The sequence below is a fragment of the Cohnella sp. GCM10020058 genome, assembly GCF_042683485.1.
Taxonomy (GTDB): Bacteria; Bacillota; Bacilli; order Paenibacillales; family Paenibacillaceae; genus Cohnella.
Genome location: NZ_JBHUJV010000015.1, coordinates 189645 through 209530, shown reverse-complemented (window position 1 = coordinate 209530; position 19886 = coordinate 189645). Strand labels below are relative to the sequence as shown.

Below are 19886 nucleotides of genomic sequence, written 5' to 3'. Positions count from 1 at the left end.
TCAACTGGGACATAAATGAAATCAACCATGTGCATTCGTCTAAGCGTTGGACAACCTATACAAAATCGGCTATTATCTAATCATAATCTATACAATATCTATACAATAATTGAGCGATGAACGGAGAAGGAGCCTTCCGAAATGACGAGCGTTCCCGTAAACAACGAGTTAAGCACGGCTACAAGCCGACGAAAAGACGAGCATCTGGATCTGTGCCTGCATGCGGATGTTCAAGGATTAGACGCCGGTACCGGCTTGGACCGATACCGCTTCCGACACAATGCCCTGCCCGAGCTGAACTATGCTTCGATCGATACGTCTGCGCACTTTTTGGGCCGGGCGCTCAAAACGCCCTTTCTTGTCAGCTCCATGACCGGCGGAACGCCAAGAGCGGGCGAGATCAACCGTCGGCTGGCGACGGTTGCACAGGCGAGGGGATGGGCGATGGGACTAGGATCGCTGCGGGCGGCAATTGAAAATCCCGAAGCGGCGATGTCCTTCCGCGTTCGGCGGCTGGCGCCGGATATTCCCCTCATCGCCAACATCGGGGCCGTGCAGCTTAACTATGGCTTCGATGCCGAGAAATGCAGCCAAGCGATCGAGATCGCGGAGGCCGACGGCCTTGTCCTTCATCTTAATTCGCTGCAGGAAGCGATTCAGTCAGACGGCAACACGGACTTTAGCGGGCTGCTGCGGCAAATCGAGAAGGTATGTCGTTCGCTGAAAGTACCCGTAGGCGTGAAGGAAGTGGGCTGGGGCATCGACGGGGAGACGGCCCGGAGACTGTCTGACGCTGGCGTTCGGTTTGTCGACGTCGCAGGCGCCGGCGGCACCTCCTGGAGTCAGGTAGAAAAGCTGCGTTCCCCGGATCCGGTCAAAAAAGCCGCCGCGGAAGTATTCTCGCAATGGGGGCTTCCGACGTCCGAGTGCATTCAGGAGGTGCGCTCCGCTCTGCCCGGCATGTTGTTAATCGGCAGCGGGGGCGTCGCCAACGGACTTCAGGCAGCCAAAGCATTGGCCCTGGGCGCGAATCTTGCCGGGTTCGGACGCGGCTTGCTGGAGGCGGCCCATGACTCCGAGGATGAGCTTGGCCGCGTGTTCGAGCAAGCCGAGCAGGAGCTGAGGCTCGCCATGTTCGGGATCGGCGCCGCCAATATCCGGGAGCTTGGGGAAACCAAACGCCTTGTGAAGATCGAATGAAGCTGCTATGTTCCGCCGAATTCGCAGACCGTGAGATTGCAGGGGTAATCGTAGAGTCAGAAGGAGGCCTTTATGGACACGGAGCAATTGCAAGCGGATTTCGATTATTGTGAAGCCATTATCAAGAGGCATTCCAAAAGCTTTTATTACGCCTTTTCGCAGCTTCCGCCCCAAAAGGCGAATGCGGTCTACGCCATTTACGCGTTCTGCAGAACGGCGGACGAATGCGCCGATTCCAACCGGCGGCCGGAGCAGAAGCTCGCTTCGTTGCGGCAGCTAAAAAAAGAGCTCGATTTGTTCAGAGACCGTTCGGAAGCGGATCGTCCCTTGTGGCGCGCGCTCAGGCACGTCTTCTCCGAATACGAGATGGACATCGGGCCCTTTTACGACCAACTGACCGGACAGATGATGGATTTGGCGTTTTCCAGCCCGAAGGACATGCATGCGCTTGAGCATTACAGCTACTATGTTGCGGGCTCGGTCGGTTTGATGCTGCTGCCCGTGCTCGCCTCTAAAGCTGCCGCCGATCTCCGCCCGTCTGCAGTCAAGCTGGGCATTGCCATGCAAATAACGAATATTCTGCGCGACGTCGGCGAAGACCTCCACCAGAAGCAGCGCATTTATTTGCCCGAAGAAGAACTGAAGCGCTTCTGTTATACCCCGGCGGATTTGCGGCAGGGCCTGATTAACGAGAACTTCGTTCAGCTATGGGAGAGGCTGGCCCAACACGCCGAATTGTTATACGACCAAATCCACGGCAGCTTGGACTTGTATGACGCCGACAGCAAAATGCCGCTCGCTTTGTCCGTCAACCTGTACAGAGCGATATTGGATGCCGTAAGAAACAACGAATATGACTGCTTCTCCAAGCGCAACTATGTGACCAAGGAAGCAATGGCCAAGATTAGTGCGTCGATTGCCAACGGCTCCTCCATGGCGGAAAGGTGTGTGTGACGATTGAAAAAGAAAAGCGTACTCGTAATCGGCGGCGGACTTGGCGGCCTCTCCGCGGCGATCTCCTTAAGGCAGAGCGGCTATGAAGTTGCTTTATACGAACAGAACCGTCACATCGGCGGCAAGCTGAATCGGCTCGAGCAGGATGGCTTCGGCTTCGATCTGGGTCCCTCCATTTTGACGATGCCGCACATTTTCGAAAAAATGTTTGCCGCGAGCGGCAAGCGGATGGAAGATTACGTCCCCACCGTCAAGCTCAATCACCAGTGGCGCTCCTTCTTCCCGAACGGCAATCGGATCGATCTCTTCGAGAATCTCGCGGATATGACAACGAAAAATCCCTCGCTAAGCGAGCGGGATATGCTCGAATACAAGGATGTGCTTCAATACGCCAAAAAGCTGTACGAGATGACGGAGCTGGGATATTTTAAGCACGGTGCCGACAACACGAAAGACATCGCGCGATACAACGGCGTTTTCAACGCGTTGATGAACTTCGATCTGTTTTCCACGGTACATAAGTCCATTGCCAAACGGATAAGCAACCGGGATCTGCGTGACATGCTCTCTTATTTTATCAAGTATGTCGGCTCCTCGCCTTACGATGCGCCGGCCGTATTGAACATGATGGTCTATATGCAGCATGAGCAGGGCCTATGGTACGTTCCCGGCGGCATGCACCTGCTCGCAGGCGGATTGGTGCGACTGGCGGAGGAAGCTGGCGTCTCCATCCATACGGGCAAACGCATCGTCCGGCTTCATAAGAAGGATGGCCGAATCGCAGGGGCTTCGCTGGAGGACGGAACCGAACTTTCGGCCGACTATTATATTTCCAACATGGAGGTCATCCCGTTCTACGAGAAGCTGCTGCAAGAAGAGGAGCCCTTTATTCATCAGCTAAAAAAGAAATATGAACCGGCAAGCTCGGGGCTTGTCTTGCACCTGGGCGTGAAGAAGTCGTACCCGCAGCTTGCCCATCACAACTTTTTCTTTGCGGAAAATATGAAGCGGCAGATGGATAAAATATTCCACAGCCACGAGCTGCCCGACGATCCGGTCATTTATCTCGTAAACGTCAATAAAACCGACCCTGCGCAGACGCGCGAAGGCTACGAAAATTTAAAAGTACTGCCCCATATCCCCCATATCCAGGACAAGCCTCTGACGCAGCAGGACTACGAACGGTTTGCCGAGACGGTACTCGTCAAATTAGAAAAAATGGGGCTGACGGATCTGCGCAGCCATATCGTGACCAAAGACGTATGGACGCCGGAAGATATCAAGCGGGTCTACGGCTCCGACCGCGGGGCCATATACGGCACCTTGTCCGACCGCAAAAAAAACAAAGGGTTCAAGCATCCGAAGCAGAGCACGCGGTACGACAACCTCTACTTCGTCGGCGGCACGGTCAATCCGGGAGCCGGCATGCCTATGGTTACGTTAAGCGGTCAGCAGGTACGGGACAAAATCGTGCAAAGGGATGCCAGCGATGGATAGTCAAAAGCGAGACGCGCTGCAGGCGCTATTGGAAAAGCAGCAGGAAGCTGCCCGCATGCGCCCCGTTCCTACGGCCCAAGAACGCAAAGACACGCTGCTGCGGCTCAAGCGGATGCTGATTGAACATGAAGCCGCATTTTTAGCGGCGCTTGTATCCGATATGTCAAGACCCGCCTTCGAAGCCTATTCCTTTGAGATCGCTCTGCTGCTGAACGAGATCGAGCATGTATGCGGGTCGTTGAATAAATGGACGAAACCCGCGCGTGCCCGCCCGTTCAAATTCGGCTATATGGAAACGATTCGCACCCACAGAAGTCCGTACGGCAGCGTTCTGATTATCAGTCCCTGGAATTATCCGCTCCAGCTCGCCTTGATGCCGGCCATCGGCGCGATTGCGGCGGGTAACCGCTGCGTGATTAAACCGTCGGAATACGCGCCGGCTACGAGCGAACTGCTGCAACAGACGATCGGCCAAACGTTTCCGCCCGAAGTGCTGACCGTGGCGACGGGAGATGCGCAGACATCCAGGCTGCTGACCTCCCTCCCCTTCGATCTCATCTTTTTCACGGGGAGCCAAGCGACGGGAAAGGCCGTATCGCAGCAGGCCGCGGCTCAGCTGACCCCCGTCGTGATGGAGCTCGGAGGGAAAAATGCCTGCATCATGGACGCGTCGGGTTATTCTCCCAAGGCCGTTCGCGAGATCGTCTGGGGCAAATTCCTTAATGCAGGCCAGACCTGCATCGCCCCGGACACGCTTTTCGTGCATGAATCGGTCTATGAAAAAACGCTTGCGGAGATAGGTTCGGCGTTAATCGAATTTTACGGGGATCAGCCTCATGCGAGCAAAGACTATGCCCGCATTTGTCATGCCGGACATTTTCAGAAGCTGCAGCGGCTGATCAAGCAAGGCAGCAGCCGGTATGGAGGCGCCGGCCATGCGGAAGATCTATTCATCGCCCCGACTGTATTAACGGACATTCCGCCCGGCAGCTCCATTTTGCAGGAGGAGATTTTCGGACCCATTCTCCCTGTCATCCCCTATCGCGATCTGGAAGCCTTGCTTGCGCAGCAGGCGATTCAGCGCGATGCCTTGGTCGCCTATCTTTTTAGTCAAAATAAGCAGCAGATCAAGCGGGTCCAAGCATACATGCGGTCGACGACCGTCAGCGTCAATCAGGTCATCCATCACGGCGCCAATCCCCGCGTCGCCTTTGGCGGCATCGGACGCAGTGGCCATGGCAGCTATCATGGCAAAGCCGGCTTTTTAGCTTTCAGCTATGCCAAAACCGATTACCAAGCCCATCGTTACCTGCATATATCGGACAAGTTCCCGCCTTATTCGGAACAGGACCTGTCTATCGTCCGAAGGTTTAGAAAGTGGCTGCTGTAGCGGAAAATACGAGGTTGAGGAGGACTGCCGTGCCGCTCGTAAACTTGCCTCACCTATGGGTCGTTCTGATCGACGTCTTCGCCTGGGCCTTTTTTCATCTCGGCATTTCTGTCATTTGCCTGAAGCTCCCTCAGTCTTATTTCCTGAAGGACAAGGCCTGGTTTCGGCTTTGGTCATGGGAGAAATCCGGCAAGCGGTGGCAGCAGTTATTTTTCGTCAAACGGTGGAAGGGCCTTCTCATAGACGGAACTGCAATACTGAGAAAAGGCTATGCCAAGAAAAGCTTGCACGGCACCCGCATAAGCGATCTGAACGTATTCGCCGCGGAAACCAAACGCGCGGAGCTGACCCACTGGCTGTCCATGGCGCCTGCCCCTTTATTCTTCCTGTGGAACCCCGCATGGGCAGGGTGGATCATGATTCTGTATGCGGGGGCGTTCAACTTGCCCATTATTATGGTGCAGCGATACAATCGCGGGCGCATCGATGCCATTACATTAGCGACGAATAAAAAGGGAGCGGGGTCATTCACATGAAAAAAAAGGTGCTGGTCGTTGGCGCCGGCGTCGCCGGGCTTGCGAGCGCGATCCGGCTGCAGCATGCCGGATACCAGGTTGAAATTTACGAGAAAGAAGCGTTGCCGGGCGGTAAAATGCATCGGATCGAAAAGGACGGCTATTCGTTTGATTTGGGACCGACGATCGTCATGATGCCGGAGCTGTACAGAGAGATCTTCGAGCTCTGCGGCCGCAACCCCGACGACTACATCCCCATGGAGCGATTGGATCCGATGTACCGGGTGTACTACAACGACAAGCCGGACGAGCCCATCGACATCTCCTCCGATCTTACGCAATTGACGAAGACGATCGAAGGCGTCAGCGAAGCGGACATGGAGGGATTTTTCCTCTATCTGCACGAAATTTACAAACGCTTTATCGTGGCCAAACACCATATTATTCAAAGGCCCTTCCGTAGAGCCCGTGATTTCTATAACTTCCCCATGCTGAGGAAAGCGATGAAGCTAAAGACGCTGGATACGGCCGACCGTTTTATGAGCAAGTATATCCGCAATGAACGGCTCAAGCAATTGATTAGCTTCCAGACGCTGTATATTGGCATTTCGCCGTTTCGAAGCCCTTCCTTTTATACCATGATACCGATGATCCAATTCTTGTACGGCGTATGGTTTATCAAAGGCGGCATGTATACGATGGCTCGGGCGATGGAGAAGCTCTTTAAAGAATTGGGCGGGACCGTTCACTATAACCGGAGCGTAGAGGAAATTTGCATCCATGACCGCAGGGCGACCGGCATCGTCGCAGACGGACAGCAGGTTCCGGCGGATTTTGTGGTGTGCAATGCGGACTTCCCGTACGCCATGAAAAATCTCGTGAAGGACCGGTCGGCAAAAGGAAAATACAGCGATAAAAAGATCGACAAATTGAAATACTCCTGCTCCTGTTTTCTTCTTTACTTGGGCATGGACCGCAAATACGAGGACATCGAGCACGTCCATAATTTTATTTTTAACGAAGACCTGAAAAAAAACCTGAACGACATCTTTGCCGGAAACAAACTGACGAACGGGTCGTTCTACGTATACGTCGCCTCCAAAGCGGACGAATCCCTCGCGCCGGAAGGAAAAGACGGCCTGTACATTCTGATGCCGGTGTCTAATCTGGCGGCGGCCAATTATGAATGGGACGAGAATACGATCCGGGGTTACCGCGCTTATATTCTAGACACTTTAAAAAAAATACGCGGACTTGAAAACATCGAGCAAGAGATCGTGACGGAAACCTGCATCACGCCGCGCGACTTCGAATCGAAGTTCAATGCGTACAACGGCTCCACCTTCGGTCTGATGCCCGTCCTGTCTCAAAGCAACCATATGCGTCCGCAAAGCAAGGCCAAGCACTGCGACAACATGTACTTCACGGGCAGCAGCACGCATCCCGGCGCAGGCGTCCCTATCGTGCTGCTATCCGCCCGCATCGCCGCCCAGGAACTGATCCAGGACGATCAAGGAATTCGATTCGACTATTCCGGCCATTGAACGAGGAGTGAATGCATTGACCGTCTTAGAGGGCATCCGTCTTGGAATCGGTTTGCTGGCGCTGCTGGCCGGCTTCGTCATGTTCGGCGCATTGCCGACGCTTAAGACGGCAGGCAAGCCTAAGCGCATGCCGTTGGTGACCGTCATCGTTCCCGCCAGGAACGAAGCCGGCCGGATAACGCCGTTACTGCGTTCGCTGCGGGAGCAGCGCTATCCTTCGTTCGAGGTGCTGGTCGTGGACGACGATTCGACCGACGAGACGGCGTCGATCGCCCGCAAGCTCGGCGCCACGGTGCTGCGCAACGATACGGTGGAAGCAGGCTCGGGCAAATCCGCGGCCTGCTGGCACGGCGCGCGGCACGCGAAGGGACAATGGCTCCTGTTCCTCGATGCGGATACCGCGCTCGCGGATACCGACAGCCTGACGAAGCTGGTCGGCTGCTATGGGCAAAAAGGCGCCAAAGGGATTCTGTCCCTGCAGCCCTACCATACCGTCAATCGCTTGTACGAAAACCTGTCGGCTATTTTTAACGTGATCGTCATCGTCGGCATGAACGTTTTCACCATATGGAAAACGCGGTTTAAAACCGCAGGCTCTTTCGGACCGTGCATTTTATGCGATAAGGACGATTATTTTGCGGTCGGAGGCCATCGCAAGATCCAGGGAGCCGTACTCGACGACCTGGCGCTGGGACAGGCGTTCCTGGACCGAAATCTCCCGGTCCATTGTTTAGGCGGAAGCGGCGTCATCGCTTTTCGCATGTATCCGGAAGGACTTAAAACCCTTGTGGAGGGCTGGTGCAAAAGCTTTGCCGTCGGCTCGAAATCCACCCATCCGATCGTCATGTCGATGATCGTTGTTTGGATTACCGGCGGGTTTATGAGCGCGGCCGCATTGATATCGTCGATCGCGGCGTGGAATCCCGTTGCCTTGACCCTAAGCGGCTTTTTGTATGCGGCGTACGCCGGCCAAACCTTGTTGCTCGCCCGCAGATGCGGCAATTTCAACAAGGGATTGTTTTTCATTTACCCTTTATTGTTTATGTTTTTCGCCGCTCTGCACCTTTATTCCCTATTCAGGGCGCATGTGCTGCGATCCGTAAAATGGAAGGGACGAAAAATAGAAGTTTGAACCGCGCCTGGCCTTCCTCATCTTGTATCGATTTTGTATAATTTACAAGGAGGAGGAACGATTAATGTATAGCATGAAGCGGGCATCCGAGCTTCTTGGCATCCCGGTCGTCACGATTCGCGCCTGGGAGAACCGTTACGGGATCATCTCGCCCAGCCGAAGCAGCGGCGGACACCGTCAGCTAAGCGACGGGGATCTTGCCAGGCTCAGCTTTCTTAAAGAACAAATCGATAAAAACGGCTTAAAAATCAGCGAAGCGGTGGAGCTTCTGCAGCAGAGCGAGCCTGCTCTTCGGGAACAGGCTGCAGAGCCATCCGCAATCGGCCAGATGTACGACGGCTTGGTGGACAAACTGTACGCCGAATTAATGCAATTCAATTCCGCGCAAGCGGATCTGACCATAGATCTGGCATTTGCCCTGTACGATGTCGAGGAAACGCTGCGGCGCATTATCGTTCCCGTTCTGTATCGGATCGGCTCGGAGTGGGAAGCGGGGAAAATTAAAGTCGTTCAGGAGCATTTCGCTTCGGAAACGATCATGCGGAGATTGTCGGCTTTGTTTCGCGTGTTTCCCATTCATCCGAACCTGCCGGTCGTGCTGGCTTTTTGCCCGGAAGGAGAACGCCACCATCTCGGACTGCTCTCGTTCAGCCTTTTTTTACGCAAACAAGGCGTAAATGTCCTGTACGCCGGTCCTGATACGCCGTTGAAGGAGCTGGAAGGCATTATTGAAAGTCAGAAGATATCGTTCATCGCGGCTTCCGTGACGAACCCCTGCCACACCGACAAGCTGATGGCATGGATCGAAGAAGCCGCGCGGAATCGCCCGGAATTGCGGTTTTTACTGGGCGGGGCCGCATTCGATAACCCGGCGGTACGGCGCGCCGTGAAGGCGAACGTGCGATATCTGTCCGCCGATCATTGGGAGGATTGGAACCAAGCTTAGGGCCGCGCGTCCTCGCCATGGCACACAACCAGTGATTGCAACCGTTTAGGACAGCATTTCCGATACGTCGACCGGCTCGTAGTGAACGTGGACCTCGTAAACCTCCGAGGTCTTCTTCAATTTATTTTCCACGCTCGTCGCGATCTCGTGCGCTTCCGCGAAGTCCAGCTCCATGTTCACGAGCACGACGACGTCGACGACCGCGCTGCTGCCGTAATTTCTCGCTTTGATGTCTTTGACGGCCTCGACGCCCTCCACTTCCAGGATCGCTTCCTTGAAGGACGCGATGGTCGATTCGTCGAACCCGTCGGACAGGTGATGGGAGGCGTCGCGGAAAATATCCCAAGCCGTCTTGCAGATGATGAGGCCGACGACGATGGCGGTGACCGGGTCGAGCCATGGCAGACCGAACTGCGAACCGACGATGCCGATGACCGTGCCTATGCTCACGAACGCATCCGAGATGTTGTCTTTGGCCGCCGCCATGACCGCCTGGCTGTTAATCTGCAGCGCGAGACGTTTGTTATACCGGTAGACGAAGTACATGACGACCGCACAGAACAAGCCCGTCCACACCGAGATGAGGTCCGGCGCCTTCTCGCTCCCGTTAAAAACCGACGACACGGCGGCGAACAAGACCTGCAATCCGACAGCCGCCATAATAAAAGAAGAAATGAGGGAAGCGATCGTCTCCGACTTCCAATGTCCGTATTGGTGGTCTTTGTCCGCCGGCTTCTGCGCGAGCCGCAGTCCGATCAGGACGGCGATGGACGCGATGATATCGGTCGCGTTGTTCATGCCGTCCGCCCTTAGGGCCTCGGACCCCGAGGCGTAGCCGATGATTAATTTTAGAGCCGAGAGGACGATATAAGCGACGATGCTGATGACCGCGCCGCGTTCCCCCAGCTTCAGATTATCGTACCTTTGCTGCTGATCCATTTCCCGTAGTCCCTCGCTCCCTCTCCAATACCATCCATACTAGCAAGCGAAAATGGAGTGGGTCTAGAGAAACGTTTTTTCGCCGGGCCTACAAACGTGTCGGTTCACAACAATCGTGTCTGTTCGCAAAAAAGTTGCGCGGCGTAAAAAAAGCTTTCTGTAGTCGCCTTGCGGGCGATTACAGAAAGCTTGCTTGCTTCTACGCCAACGCCGGCGGCTTTCTCCTGCGTCTTAGGCGTCAATATCCTCTCTCACGACGAGGCGAAACGTCGTCCCCTCTCCCACTTTGCTCGATACTTCGAAGCCGAACTTGTCCTTATAATACAGCTTCAGCCGGTAATAGACGTTTTTGATGCCGACGCTCTCCCCGATATCCTCGCTTTGCTCCAGCTCGCTAAGGATCGATGCCAGCCTGTCGGGCGGGATGCCCGCTCCGTTATCGTGCACGGTGCAGACGAGGCCCTCCTCGTTCTTGCCGACCGTCACACGGATAAGTCCGCCTTCCTTCAGCTTTTCGATGCCGTGGATGCTGGCGTTCTCGACGAGCGGCTGCAGCGTCATCTTGGGGATCATGAGACCCAGCACCGAATCGTCGGCTTCGATCCGGTAGTCGAGCTTGTCCCCGAATCTGTACTTCTGGATATCGAGGAAGCAAGCGACGAGATCGAGCTCATCCCGGATCGTCACCCAGTCCTTGCCCCAGGTGAGCGATTTGCGGAAAATCTTGGCCATGCTGTGAATGATGCGCGCCGTCTCCTCTTCCTTTTTCATCAGGCTGCGCATGCGGATCGTCTCGAGCGAGTTGAACAGAAAATGCGGATTGATCTGGCTCTGCAGCGCGTGAAGCTGCGACTGGTTGCGCTTGATGAGCAGCTCCTTCTTCTGGATGTCCGCGATATAGACGTCGTGGATGAGACTCTTGATCTGCAGCGTCATCCGGTTGAACTCCGCCGTCAGCTGCCCGATCTCGTCCTCGGCGTCCTGCCGGGCGATCGGCTCGAACGAATGGTTTTTCACCTTTTTCATATGCTTGAGGATGCGCACCAGCCGGGCGTTGAGCGACCGGGAAAACCAGATGATGATCAGCGTCGGCAGCAGCACGTTCGGAATGGCCAGGTACAGCACGAAGTTTTTGGACTTGCGCACCTCCTCCAGCACCGCCGCTTCCTTAAAGCGGCCTACGATCCGCCAGTCGGACAAATAGGGGACGTCCTTCAAGTCCTCGTCGATGACAATCGTGTCCTTGGACACCGGCGTCGCGGCAAAATCGGCCGTCTGCGCAAGGTCGACGCCAGGATTGGTCGTATATTGGATCGCATTGCCCTGCAGCAGGTACAGATCGCCCTCGAGCGTCACGTTATGGAAGATCTCCTTGATCGCTTCGGGATGGAGATCGATTTTCATGTACTTTTCCCAGGGCTCCGCGGCTTCGGCATTGCCGATCTTGCGGACGACGCTCAGCATGTCGCCGGTCGCGCCCGGATAATCGTACGCCGTCCGCAGCACGATCGGGGCGGACAGCGCCGAATCGCGGACGAGCCGGTACCACGGCTGCTCTCTCGTGCTTGCCGTGACGCGTTCGACCTGTCCGCCGTAGATCAGCGTATCGTTGTCCGAATATAACGTAATGCGCTGAATCGCCTCGTAGACGGGGCTGTATTTATTGAGCATGCTGATGATGTAGGACTGATAGTTGTATACGTAATCCGACGGCAAGTCGTAATTTTTGTCCATGTATTCGATGAGCAGCGCATCGTTGTAGATGACCGCGGAGATGCCGACGGCCACGTTGACCTGCGTCATGAAGTCGTTGCGGATCTGCTCGATGGCGAGCGAGATGTCTCTCATTTTCTGCTTCTTGACGTTGTTGGTCGTGATGTTGTAGAAAATGACGTTCGTCAGTACGACCGGCACGAACACGGCCAAAAAGTAAACGATCAGCATCTTGTTGCGCAGCCTGACATTGTTCAAGCTGAAGGCCCGCTTCCGAATTCGTCCCCATCTCTTTCGCATTCCTGCACCGCCGATAATCAGAGCTTTTCGCCAATAGCATTTTTGTATGCGGTCGGCGTCTTCCGTTCAACCTTCTCGAACTGGGTGACGAAGTAGTCGGCATTGCAGAAGCCTACGCTGGCCGCGATCTCGTACACCTTTTTGTCTGTCTGGCGGAGCTGGCGCTTGGCTTCCTGGATGCGCAGCTGCAGCACGTATTCGTTGAAGTAGACGCGGTACGTCTTCTTGAACAGCTGCCCAAGGTAAACCGCGTTCATATAGTAGCGTTGCGCGATGCTCTTCAGGCTGATATTCTCGTGAAAATGCTGGTCGATGTACGCCTTGATCTTGGCGATGTCGCCCTTGCCGATCGATTCGCGCAGCGACGAGATGTAGCCGGCGCATTCCTTCAGGAAGGCCAGCAGCAGATCCCGCAGGCCCGCTAGCGAGCGCGGGGCTTCCTGCCAGCCGAGCGTCGCGTTCATCGTCGCGAGCCGTCGGTCGTCGCCCTGCATCGTACGGACGATGCCCGTCGCCCCGTATACGACGCGGGATACGGCTGCGGCGACGGCGTCCGGCGCGAAGCGCTGCTCGCGGAACGCGGCTAGCATCCGGTCCAGCGATCCCGTCATCGCGACCGTGTCATGCTCCTCCAGCCCCTCCAGCAGCGCGGCATACACCGCGGACTCAATCTCGCGGCAGGCTTCCGGCTCGGCGTCCCGGATCTCGTCGAACAGCAGGACCGTCTCCCCGGCCATCGCGAACTTTAACCTGCGCGTCTCCTGCGCAGTCAAGAAAGACTGTCGGGCTCGCCGGAGTCCGATCGCGGCCTCGCCGATGTAGACGCGGGGCACGGTGCCGTCGCCGCAGCCGGCCGCTCTCGCCAGGCGCTCGCCCAAGGCCTTCGCCTCGCGCGCACCGGTCGTCCCCGGGAGGAGCATGCCCAGCTCGTACCGATCCCGGAAGTGAACGTAAGGCTCGCCGGCGCAAGGCGGTACGGCGCCCGCATCGGACGCGGCGCATACCGCGCGGGCAAGCGCGCGGGCGACGTCGCCTGCGCGGCGCAGCGCCGCTTCGGCATCCTCCTCAGGCGGCGCGTCGTTCAGCTCGACGGCATAGTAGCGGTAAGGCAAATCCGCCGCCCATCCCAGCGTATGGCGGCCCCCGTCCAGCTCGCGCGCCTCCGCGCGGCCGGACACGAGCGCTTCGAACAACGACGGACGCCGCAGCGCGTCCTCCGCCTCGGTGCGCTCCTGCTCCCGCTTCAACTGCTCGCCGATCCGGACGAGGCAGCCGATCAGCTCGTACTCGTCGATCGGCTTCAGCAGGTAGTCCTGCACGCCGAAGCGTACGGCCTGCTGCGCGTATTTGAAATCGCCGAACCCGCTGATGATAATAAAGTGCGTGCCGCGATAGCCGCGCTCTTGCGCTTCCCGGATCATCTCGAGGCCGTCCAGCACCGGCATGCGTATGTCGGTGACAACGACGTCCGGCGACAGGCGCCCGATCAGCGCCAGCGCTTCCTCCCCGTCCTCCGCCTCGCCGACCACCTCGAAGCCATACTGCGCCCACGGGATCAAGCCCGCCAGCCCTTTGCGGGCGAACATCTCGTCGTCCACCAGAATGACCTTTCTCACGGCAGCCTCCCGTCCGGCTCAATCGCCTTGGCATGATTTTTTGTAATCGCTTTCAAATATGGCGCTAAAATCTGATTCTGCGTCAACCTTCTTCGCTGCTTCTATTGTAGCGCATCCCGGTCTTGCCCGCACTTTCAAAACTTAGCATATTTCTTTGTAAATTTAACAAATGCGGCCTGGGCTTGGCGAAACTAAACTTTAGCGGGTGCCGCGCCATGGTTTGCGGGGGTGTCCGCGCACAGGCGCTCTGCTACAATGAGGACGCTCCGGTCCGCGGCGCCGCTCGGCGCACGGTACGCATCTTGCGCGCGGCGCTGCAAAAAACGCCGTAATTCCAGAGAAAGCGGGTGCTGGACATGCCCTTCGCCATTCGCGACATCATCGAACGGCTGCGCGGCGGCTTGCCGCCCGTTCAAGACACGGTCGACGTTCTGCTCGGCCCCGGCGATCCGGATAAGCCTGTCAGCGGCGTGGCCGTCGCCTTCATGCCCTCGATCGACGCGGTGGAACGCGCGGCCGCGCTGGGCGCCGATTTGCTGATCGCTCATGAAGGCTTCTATTACAGCCACCGCATGCCTACGCGGTTCCAGGAAAGCGATCCCGTCTACGCGTTCAAGCAGGAATTGCTGCACCGAACCGGCGTAAGTGTCTATCGCCATCACGACCATTGCCATCGCGCGGCGCCCGACCCGATCACGCTAGGCCTGGTCAGGGCGCTCGGCTGGGAGACGGCGCTCCGGCGCATGCTGCCGGCCGCAGCGGTGCTCGACGTCCCGCCGATGCGGTCGGACAAGGTCGCCGCGCGCGTCAAGGCGCGGCTCGGCCTGCCTGGCGTCCGGTTCGCGGGCGATCCCGGCGCGATCTGCCGCCGCATCGGCGTGCTCGCAGGCTATCGCGGCGGCGGCGAGCTCGCGATCCCGCTGCTGCGGGAGCAGCGGCTGGACCTGATCGTCGCCGGAGAGGGACCCGAATGGGAAACGCCGGAGTACGTACGGGACGCGGCGCATCTAGGATTCGCGAAGGCGATGCTCTTTATCGGGCACGCCGAGAGCGAGGCGCCCGGCATGCGGCTCGTGGCGGAACGGCTGCGCATGGCATTTCCCGGGCTGCCGGTCCATTGGCTGGACGGTGATCCGGCGCTGCGGTACCTGTAGCGGCTCACCGCAAGCGCCGGAACCGGGCTCCGATGCAGCGGCACGATTCACGGATGGCCCGCACTTCCTGGCGCGGCGTTATGCCTTCGGTCCGGCCGCGCGAACGACGCGAAATCCCTGGTCCGGCCCGACGCCGCTCGCCTCGAACTTGCCGCGGTAGGCCGTCTCCCCGCTGCCGATGTCGCCGATCCACCCGCCGCCTTTGACGATACGGTACAGGCCGCTCCCGAGCTCCGGATCCTCATACCAGTCCCAGCACCATTCCCGAACGTTGCCGGTCATGTCGTAGAGCCCCAGCTCGTTCGGCTTCTTGCCGCCGACCGCCCGAGGCTGCGTATGGTTGTTCTCGATGGCGGGCCAGTTCCAGGCGCCGGACAGACGCTGCTCGCCGGCATTTCTCCAGTACCAGGCCGCCTCGTCCGCTTCGTTGCTCCCGCTGTACGTATAGCTCTTGCTCGCCGCGCCGCCGCCGGCCGCATACTCCCACTCCGCCTCGGTAGGCAGCCGGTAACCGTCCGCTCCCTCGCGGATCGTGACGGTCCACTTCAGGGGATCGTTTTCGCTCCGATTGCGCGGATCCTTGTTCGTTTTGTCGATGACGTAGTAGGGCTCCAAGCCTTCCTTCAGACTTCGCTCATTGCAATACGCGACCGCGTCGTACCAGCTTACCATCTGCACCGGCAGACGGTCGCCCCTAAACGCCGAGGGGTTGCCGTCCATGACTTCGGTCCACTCTTTTTGCGTGACCTCGTAGCGGCCGATATAAAAGTTCGACACCGCCGTCTCTTTTCCATAAAATCCGGACTTCGTATTCGTGAAATGCCCTCCTTCGATCAACGCGAAGTTATCGCTTGCGGCAGGCGTCCCGCTTGCAGCAGTGCGGGCGGGCGTTGTGCTCGCTGCCGGCTTGCCGTCGGACGAGCGAGCGCAGGCCGCGAGAAGGACGGCGGCGACAAGCGGAATCAAGGTAAGCTTTCTCATGCATCTGCCTCCTTTCGGACGGGTCGAAGCCAATTGGTCCCCGGCGTTGAAAAAGAGAAGACCGCCGGCGGTTAGACCGGCGGTCTTGTGTCTCTTAATAGGGGGACATTACCAGACGGTGACGTTGGAGCTGCCGCTGCTCTGGTAGCCTTCGGTCGCCAGCACTTGATAGGACCAGCTGCTGCCCAGGTTCATGCCCTTGCTCTTCCAGGCGTTGACGTGGTTGGCGAAGGTGATCGCCACGTTGCTCCCGGTCGGACGCTTCGACTGCCTGACGCTCCAGTACTGGGTGAACGTCTGCGTGCCGTCGATCGAAGGCGCGTTGTAGCGCGTCGTCGTGTAAATGTCATACGTGCCGCCGTCGCTGTTCACGGTACCTTTATAAGTCCCGGTCGGCCTGTAAGTGCCCCAGCTGTCCACGACGTAATATTCGATGAGCGAGTTGCGCGTCCAGCCGTACAGCGTCAGGTAACCGTTGCCCGAAGGCGCCCATACGCCGGCATTGTAATTGATGACCCGGTTCGGCGAGCCGGTGTTCCAGCCTTTGCCGACCACGAAGTTCCCGGTATTCGACCAGTTGACGCTGTAGTTGCCGCCGGAACCGTTAACCGCGTTCACCGTCCCGCCGCCATCCGTCCAATTCTGCCAATAGTCCGTGGCCGCGCTCGAGGCCGTCGCGAACAGGCCGAAGCTCATCGTAGCCGCCAGCAATGCCGAAGTCATTTTCTTTGAAAGTTTAAACATCATATTCCTCCTTGTATTCGTTTCGGATTTAATCATGCCTCTCCAGGCACGCTTGGGCCTTCCTCGCGCAGCTCGCCCGTTTGCCGCGTCTGATATCGTGCCGAGTACGACTGCCTCACCTCCGAGTTCATTATAAATTGTAAGCGTATCCATAAATACCTAAGAAATTAAAGATTGGCCTCCAATAAATTTACAGAATTTAAGCTTCTTACGGGATCGACCCTCGCGATTAATCAACACTTTTCACGGATTTGTTCACATCTGAACAGATCGCGCTTTTTTAACCATTGAACGCAAGCTTGCGACAATTATAATAGACACGAGTCGATTAAACAAAACGTATCGAGCTTGCGCGGCGCGCTGGCCCGGAGCATGCCGGTCGGCTTTGGCTCCAACCTGAATCCTTATGTCATGGCCTCCTCCGCGCGGGATGCCCCGGACTTCGCGAACGGTTTGTTTTAACGTCGTCTTACCTTGACGTCACCGCCGCGCTTCTGCCGGCGGTTTATTGATTGCCGAATGGGGTGCGTCGTTGTCTTACTCGAAGGCGTATTGTCAAATCGCGCGCTGCCCGCAGCTCCGCTACAAATCATGAACATCCAGGAGGTTTTACGATGATCACCGTTAACGCACGTGCGACCTTTGGCCCCGAAGGCCCGTTCAAACTGACCGAGATCGAACGCAGAGCGCTTAAGCCGCACGACGTTCTTATTGAAATTAAATACGCCGGCATCTGCCATTCCGATATCCACACCGCCCGCGGCGAGTGGGGGCCGGTTCAATATCCGCTCGTGCCGGGGCACGAGATCGCAGGCATCGTCGCTCAGGTCGGGCCGGCCGTCACGAAGTATGTTGTCGGGGACCGCGTCGGCGTAGGCTGCATGGTGGATTCCTGCGGCGAGTGTCCGAATTGCCATAAGGGCGAGGAGCAATACTGCCTGAACGGCATGACGGGCACCTACGGCGCGATCGACAAGTACGGCCAATATACGCAAGGCGGTTACTCCACCCACATCGTGGTGACCGAGGACTTCGTCGTGCGCATTCCGGACGGGATCGCGCTTGACGCGGCCGCGCCGCTGCTATGTGCCGGCATCACCACCTATTCGCCGCTGCGCCACTGGGGCGCCGCCCCCGGCAAGCGCGTCGCCGTCGTCGGACTCGGCGGGCTGGGACATATGGCGGTGAAGCTCGCGCATGCCATGGGCGCGGAGGTCACGGTGCTGTCTCAATCGCTCAAGAAAAAAGAAGACGGCCTGAAGCTGGGCGCGGACCACTACTATGCAACAAGCGATCCGGAGACGTTCAAGACGCTGGCGGGCTCGTTCGACCTTATTGTGAACACTGTGAGCGCGAAGCTCGATATGAGCGCTTACCTGTCGCTGCTGGCGCTGGACGGCACGCTGGTCAACGTCGGCGCGCCGGCGGAACCGTTGTCGGTGAACGTATTCTCGCTGATCGGCCACCGCCGCTCGTTCGCCGGCTCGATGATCGGCGGCATCCGCGAGACGCAGGAAATGCTCGACTTCTGCGCCGAGCACGGCATCGCGCCGGAGATCGAGGTCATCTCCGCGGACCGGATCGACGAAGCGTGGGAACGCGTGCTGGCTTCAGACGTGCGGTACCGTTTCGTCATCGATATCGGCACGATGGAGGCTTGACTCCCGATTTTTGACCGGACTTCCAACGCACGATCCCTTCGTCTCCCGGCTGCTGATGGTCTGGACAAGGAAAAGGGAGGAGAGGAAAATGCCTGCGAATCTGCAGGCTTTGCTTCGTATCCCGGTTGCCGTAAGGGTAAAGATGCGAATCTGCAGGCTTTTGTAACGGCAGCGCCCCCCAAAGCGCGGTTCGGGCAGCAAAAGATGCACGTACGCAGGCATTTGCTCCAAAAACCGATTCAAGTGTGGAAAAGGATGTATATTTGCAGGCTTTCGAGGCTGAGCAACCCGCGCGACTACACGCAGAGCAACCCGCTCGGCCACCAGCTGAGCCATCGCCGGGCCACGAACGAATCGACAGGGCGATTAAGTCCGATCTGGACCAGGAAAACGGCGCGGGGGCAAATGCCTGCGAATCTGCAGGCTTTGCTCCATATCCCGATTGCCGTATGGGTAAAGATGCGAATCTGCAGGCTTTTGTAACGGCAGCGCCCCCCAAAGCGCGGTTCGGGCAGCAAAAGATGCACGTACGCAGGCATTTGCTCCAAAAACCGATTCAAGTGTGGAAAAGGATGTATATTTGCAGGCTTTCGAGGCTGAGCAACCGACAGAGCAACCCAATCGGAAACCGGCAGAGCAACCCGTTCAGCAACCGACAGAGCAACCAAATCGGAAACCGGCAGAGCAGACCACTCGGCCACCGGCACAGTAACCCGTTCAGCCACCGGCACAGTAACCCGTTCAGCCACCTGCCCGGCAGCCCGCTGAGCCACCCGCCCGGCCACCAACTGCTGAGGTTGACAGTCCACATGCGCTACCGCGCCTCGCGCGGACGCTTTCCGCGCAGGGCCGCTCAAGCCGCGCGGGCGATCAGAAGAAACGAGGCTGTTCCAATTGACTTTGGGACAGCCTCTCCTTTTCATTTCCTCGGTTCATGCGCCGATTCAGGTCCCCTGCTTGGTGGCGCTATGAGTAACGACAGCGCGGACTCGATGCAATTATCGATCCATTCCCGACTCAGGTTCGATTTTTTCAATACGGTGATTCCGACGAAAGAAGCCAAAAGAGACTGCGCGATTGCCCGACAGTCGAGCGAGCGGTCGATCTCCCCGGCATTTACCCCCCGCTCCAGCGTTTCTTGAAATATCGCCGCCAAATATTGTTGATGCTCCCGCGTCAAAATTTCAAGCTTCGCATCGTGCGGAGCGAGCTCCACCATCGTATTCAAGCAGAAGCAACCATTTTGCTCCTGCGTACCGCCCGGGAACGCCCCATCGAGAAATAGCTGCCTGAACGCCGCCTTGACGCTCGTCTTGTTGACCAGCTTCGAACGCACGGACTTCGCATGCAGCTGGTTATAGTTTCGAAGCGCCGATTCGAACAAGGACGATTTGTCTCCATAGGCTGCATACAGACTGGGTTTCTGAATCCCCATGCGCGAGGTTAAGTCGCTAAGCGATGTCGCCTCGTACCCCTTTTCCCAAAAAACATGCATAGCCTCCGTTAACGCCTTCTGCTGATCGAATGCTCGAGTTCTGGCCATAAAGCCTCCTGATAAAGTACCACTTGGTACATAAATAATATCTTTTTTCTTTGTTCA

At 57.4% G+C, this 19886-nt stretch carries 16 protein-coding genes; 10 read left to right on the top strand and 6 right to left on the bottom strand.

All coding sequences use genetic code 11. The annotated features are described in order from the left end of the window. Positions 1 to 141 precede the first annotated feature (141 nt). The 8 genes from fni to ACFSR7_RS25740 all read left to right on the top strand — a co-directional run bounded on the left by fni (position 142) and on the right by ACFSR7_RS25740 (position 9178). Entirely contained in the window at positions 142 to 1200 is a 1059-nt protein-coding gene (fni, locus tag ACFSR7_RS25775) for a type 2 isopentenyl-diphosphate Delta-isomerase (RefSeq protein ID WP_378166568.1), read from the top strand. A 72-nt stretch (positions 1201 to 1272) separates the two neighbouring features. Further along, positions 1273 to 2154 (top strand): phytoene/squalene synthase family protein, encoded by an 882-nt coding sequence (locus tag ACFSR7_RS25770; protein WP_378166567.1) that lies wholly within the window; start codon positions 1273 to 1275, stop codon positions 2152 to 2154. A 3-nt stretch (positions 2155 to 2157) separates the two neighbouring features. Next, positions 2158 to 3651, top strand: a complete 1494-nt coding sequence (locus ACFSR7_RS25765; protein WP_378166565.1) for a phytoene desaturase family protein — start codon at positions 2158 to 2160, stop codon at positions 3649 to 3651. After that, positions 3644 to 5041 carry an aldehyde dehydrogenase family protein gene (locus tag ACFSR7_RS25760; protein WP_378166563.1) on the top strand — a complete coding sequence of 466 codons (1398 nt, stop codon included), beginning with the start codon at positions 3644 to 3646 and terminating at the stop codon, positions 5039 to 5041. The genes ACFSR7_RS25765 and ACFSR7_RS25760 overlap by 8 nt, the downstream gene beginning before the upstream one ends. A gap of 29 nt (positions 5042 to 5070) precedes the next feature. After that, the gene (locus ACFSR7_RS25755; RefSeq protein WP_378166561.1) at positions 5071 to 5577 is read left to right on the top strand and encodes a glycosyl-4,4'-diaponeurosporenoate acyltransferase CrtO family protein; all 507 of its coding nucleotides are present in this window, start codon (positions 5071 to 5073) and stop codon (positions 5575 to 5577) included. Then, positions 5574 to 7100, top strand: a complete 1527-nt coding sequence (locus tag ACFSR7_RS25750; RefSeq protein WP_378166559.1) for a phytoene desaturase family protein — start codon at positions 5574 to 5576, stop codon at positions 7098 to 7100. Before ACFSR7_RS25755 ends, ACFSR7_RS25750 begins: the two co-directional genes overlap by 4 nt. 16 nt (positions 7101 to 7116) lie before the next feature. After that, on the top strand, positions 7117 to 8232 hold the full coding sequence (locus tag ACFSR7_RS25745; protein WP_378166558.1) for a glycosyltransferase family 2 protein: 1116 nt from the start codon (positions 7117 to 7119) through the stop codon (positions 8230 to 8232). A 64-nt stretch (positions 8233 to 8296) separates the two neighbouring features. Then, positions 8297 to 9178 (top strand): MerR family transcriptional regulator, encoded by an 882-nt coding sequence (locus ACFSR7_RS25740; RefSeq protein WP_378166556.1) that lies wholly within the window; start codon positions 8297 to 8299, stop codon positions 9176 to 9178. Between the two features lie 45 nt (positions 9179 to 9223). Here the strand turns inward: ACFSR7_RS25740 and ACFSR7_RS25735 are convergent, their stop codons facing one another. The 3 genes from ACFSR7_RS25735 to ACFSR7_RS25725 all read right to left on the bottom strand — a co-directional run bounded on the left by ACFSR7_RS25735 (position 9224) and on the right by ACFSR7_RS25725 (position 13746). Beyond that, positions 9224 to 10117, bottom strand: coding sequence for a cation diffusion facilitator family transporter (locus ACFSR7_RS25735; RefSeq protein WP_378166555.1), 894 nt, complete (start codon positions 10115 to 10117; stop codon positions 9224 to 9226). A 231-nt stretch (positions 10118 to 10348) separates the two neighbouring features. After that, complete coding sequence (locus ACFSR7_RS25730; RefSeq protein ID WP_378166553.1) at positions 10349 to 12130, bottom strand: sensor histidine kinase; 1782 nt, start codon at positions 12128 to 12130, stop codon at positions 10349 to 10351. A 17-nt stretch (positions 12131 to 12147) separates the two neighbouring features. Continuing rightward, positions 12148 to 13746 (bottom strand): response regulator, encoded by a 1599-nt coding sequence (locus ACFSR7_RS25725; protein WP_378166551.1) that lies wholly within the window; start codon positions 13744 to 13746, stop codon positions 12148 to 12150. Positions 13747 to 14102: 356 nt separating this feature from the next. On the opposite strand from ACFSR7_RS25725, the gene ACFSR7_RS25720 reads away from it, so the two are divergent. Further along, positions 14103 to 14900 carry a Nif3-like dinuclear metal center hexameric protein gene (locus ACFSR7_RS25720; RefSeq protein ID WP_378166549.1) on the top strand — a complete coding sequence of 266 codons (798 nt, stop codon included), beginning with the start codon at positions 14103 to 14105 and terminating at the stop codon, positions 14898 to 14900. A 78-nt stretch (positions 14901 to 14978) separates the two neighbouring features. Here ACFSR7_RS25720 and ACFSR7_RS25715 read toward each other — a convergent pair whose 3' ends face one another. Further along, the gene (locus ACFSR7_RS25715; protein ID WP_378166547.1) at positions 14979 to 15881 is read right to left on the bottom strand and encodes a formylglycine-generating enzyme family protein; all 903 of its coding nucleotides are present in this window, start codon (positions 15879 to 15881) and stop codon (positions 14979 to 14981) included. A 108-nt stretch (positions 15882 to 15989) separates the two neighbouring features. After that, a complete protein-coding gene (locus ACFSR7_RS25710; protein ID WP_378166545.1) occupies positions 15990 to 16625 on the bottom strand; it encodes a glycoside hydrolase family 11 protein in 636 nt (211 codons plus the stop codon). A gap of 614 nt (positions 16626 to 17239) precedes the next feature. Here ACFSR7_RS25710 and ACFSR7_RS25705 point away from each other — a divergent pair. After that, positions 17240 to 18286 (top strand): NAD(P)-dependent alcohol dehydrogenase, encoded by a 1047-nt coding sequence (locus ACFSR7_RS25705; protein ID WP_378166543.1) that lies wholly within the window; start codon positions 17240 to 17242, stop codon positions 18284 to 18286. A 919-nt stretch (positions 18287 to 19205) separates the two neighbouring features. On the opposite strand, the gene ACFSR7_RS25700 is transcribed toward ACFSR7_RS25705, so the two are convergent. Then, positions 19206 to 19829: a TetR/AcrR family transcriptional regulator gene (locus ACFSR7_RS25700; protein ID WP_378166541.1), complete on the bottom strand. Its 624-nt coding sequence runs from the start codon at positions 19827 to 19829 to the stop codon at positions 19206 to 19208. Positions 19830 to 19886 lie beyond the last annotated feature (57 nt).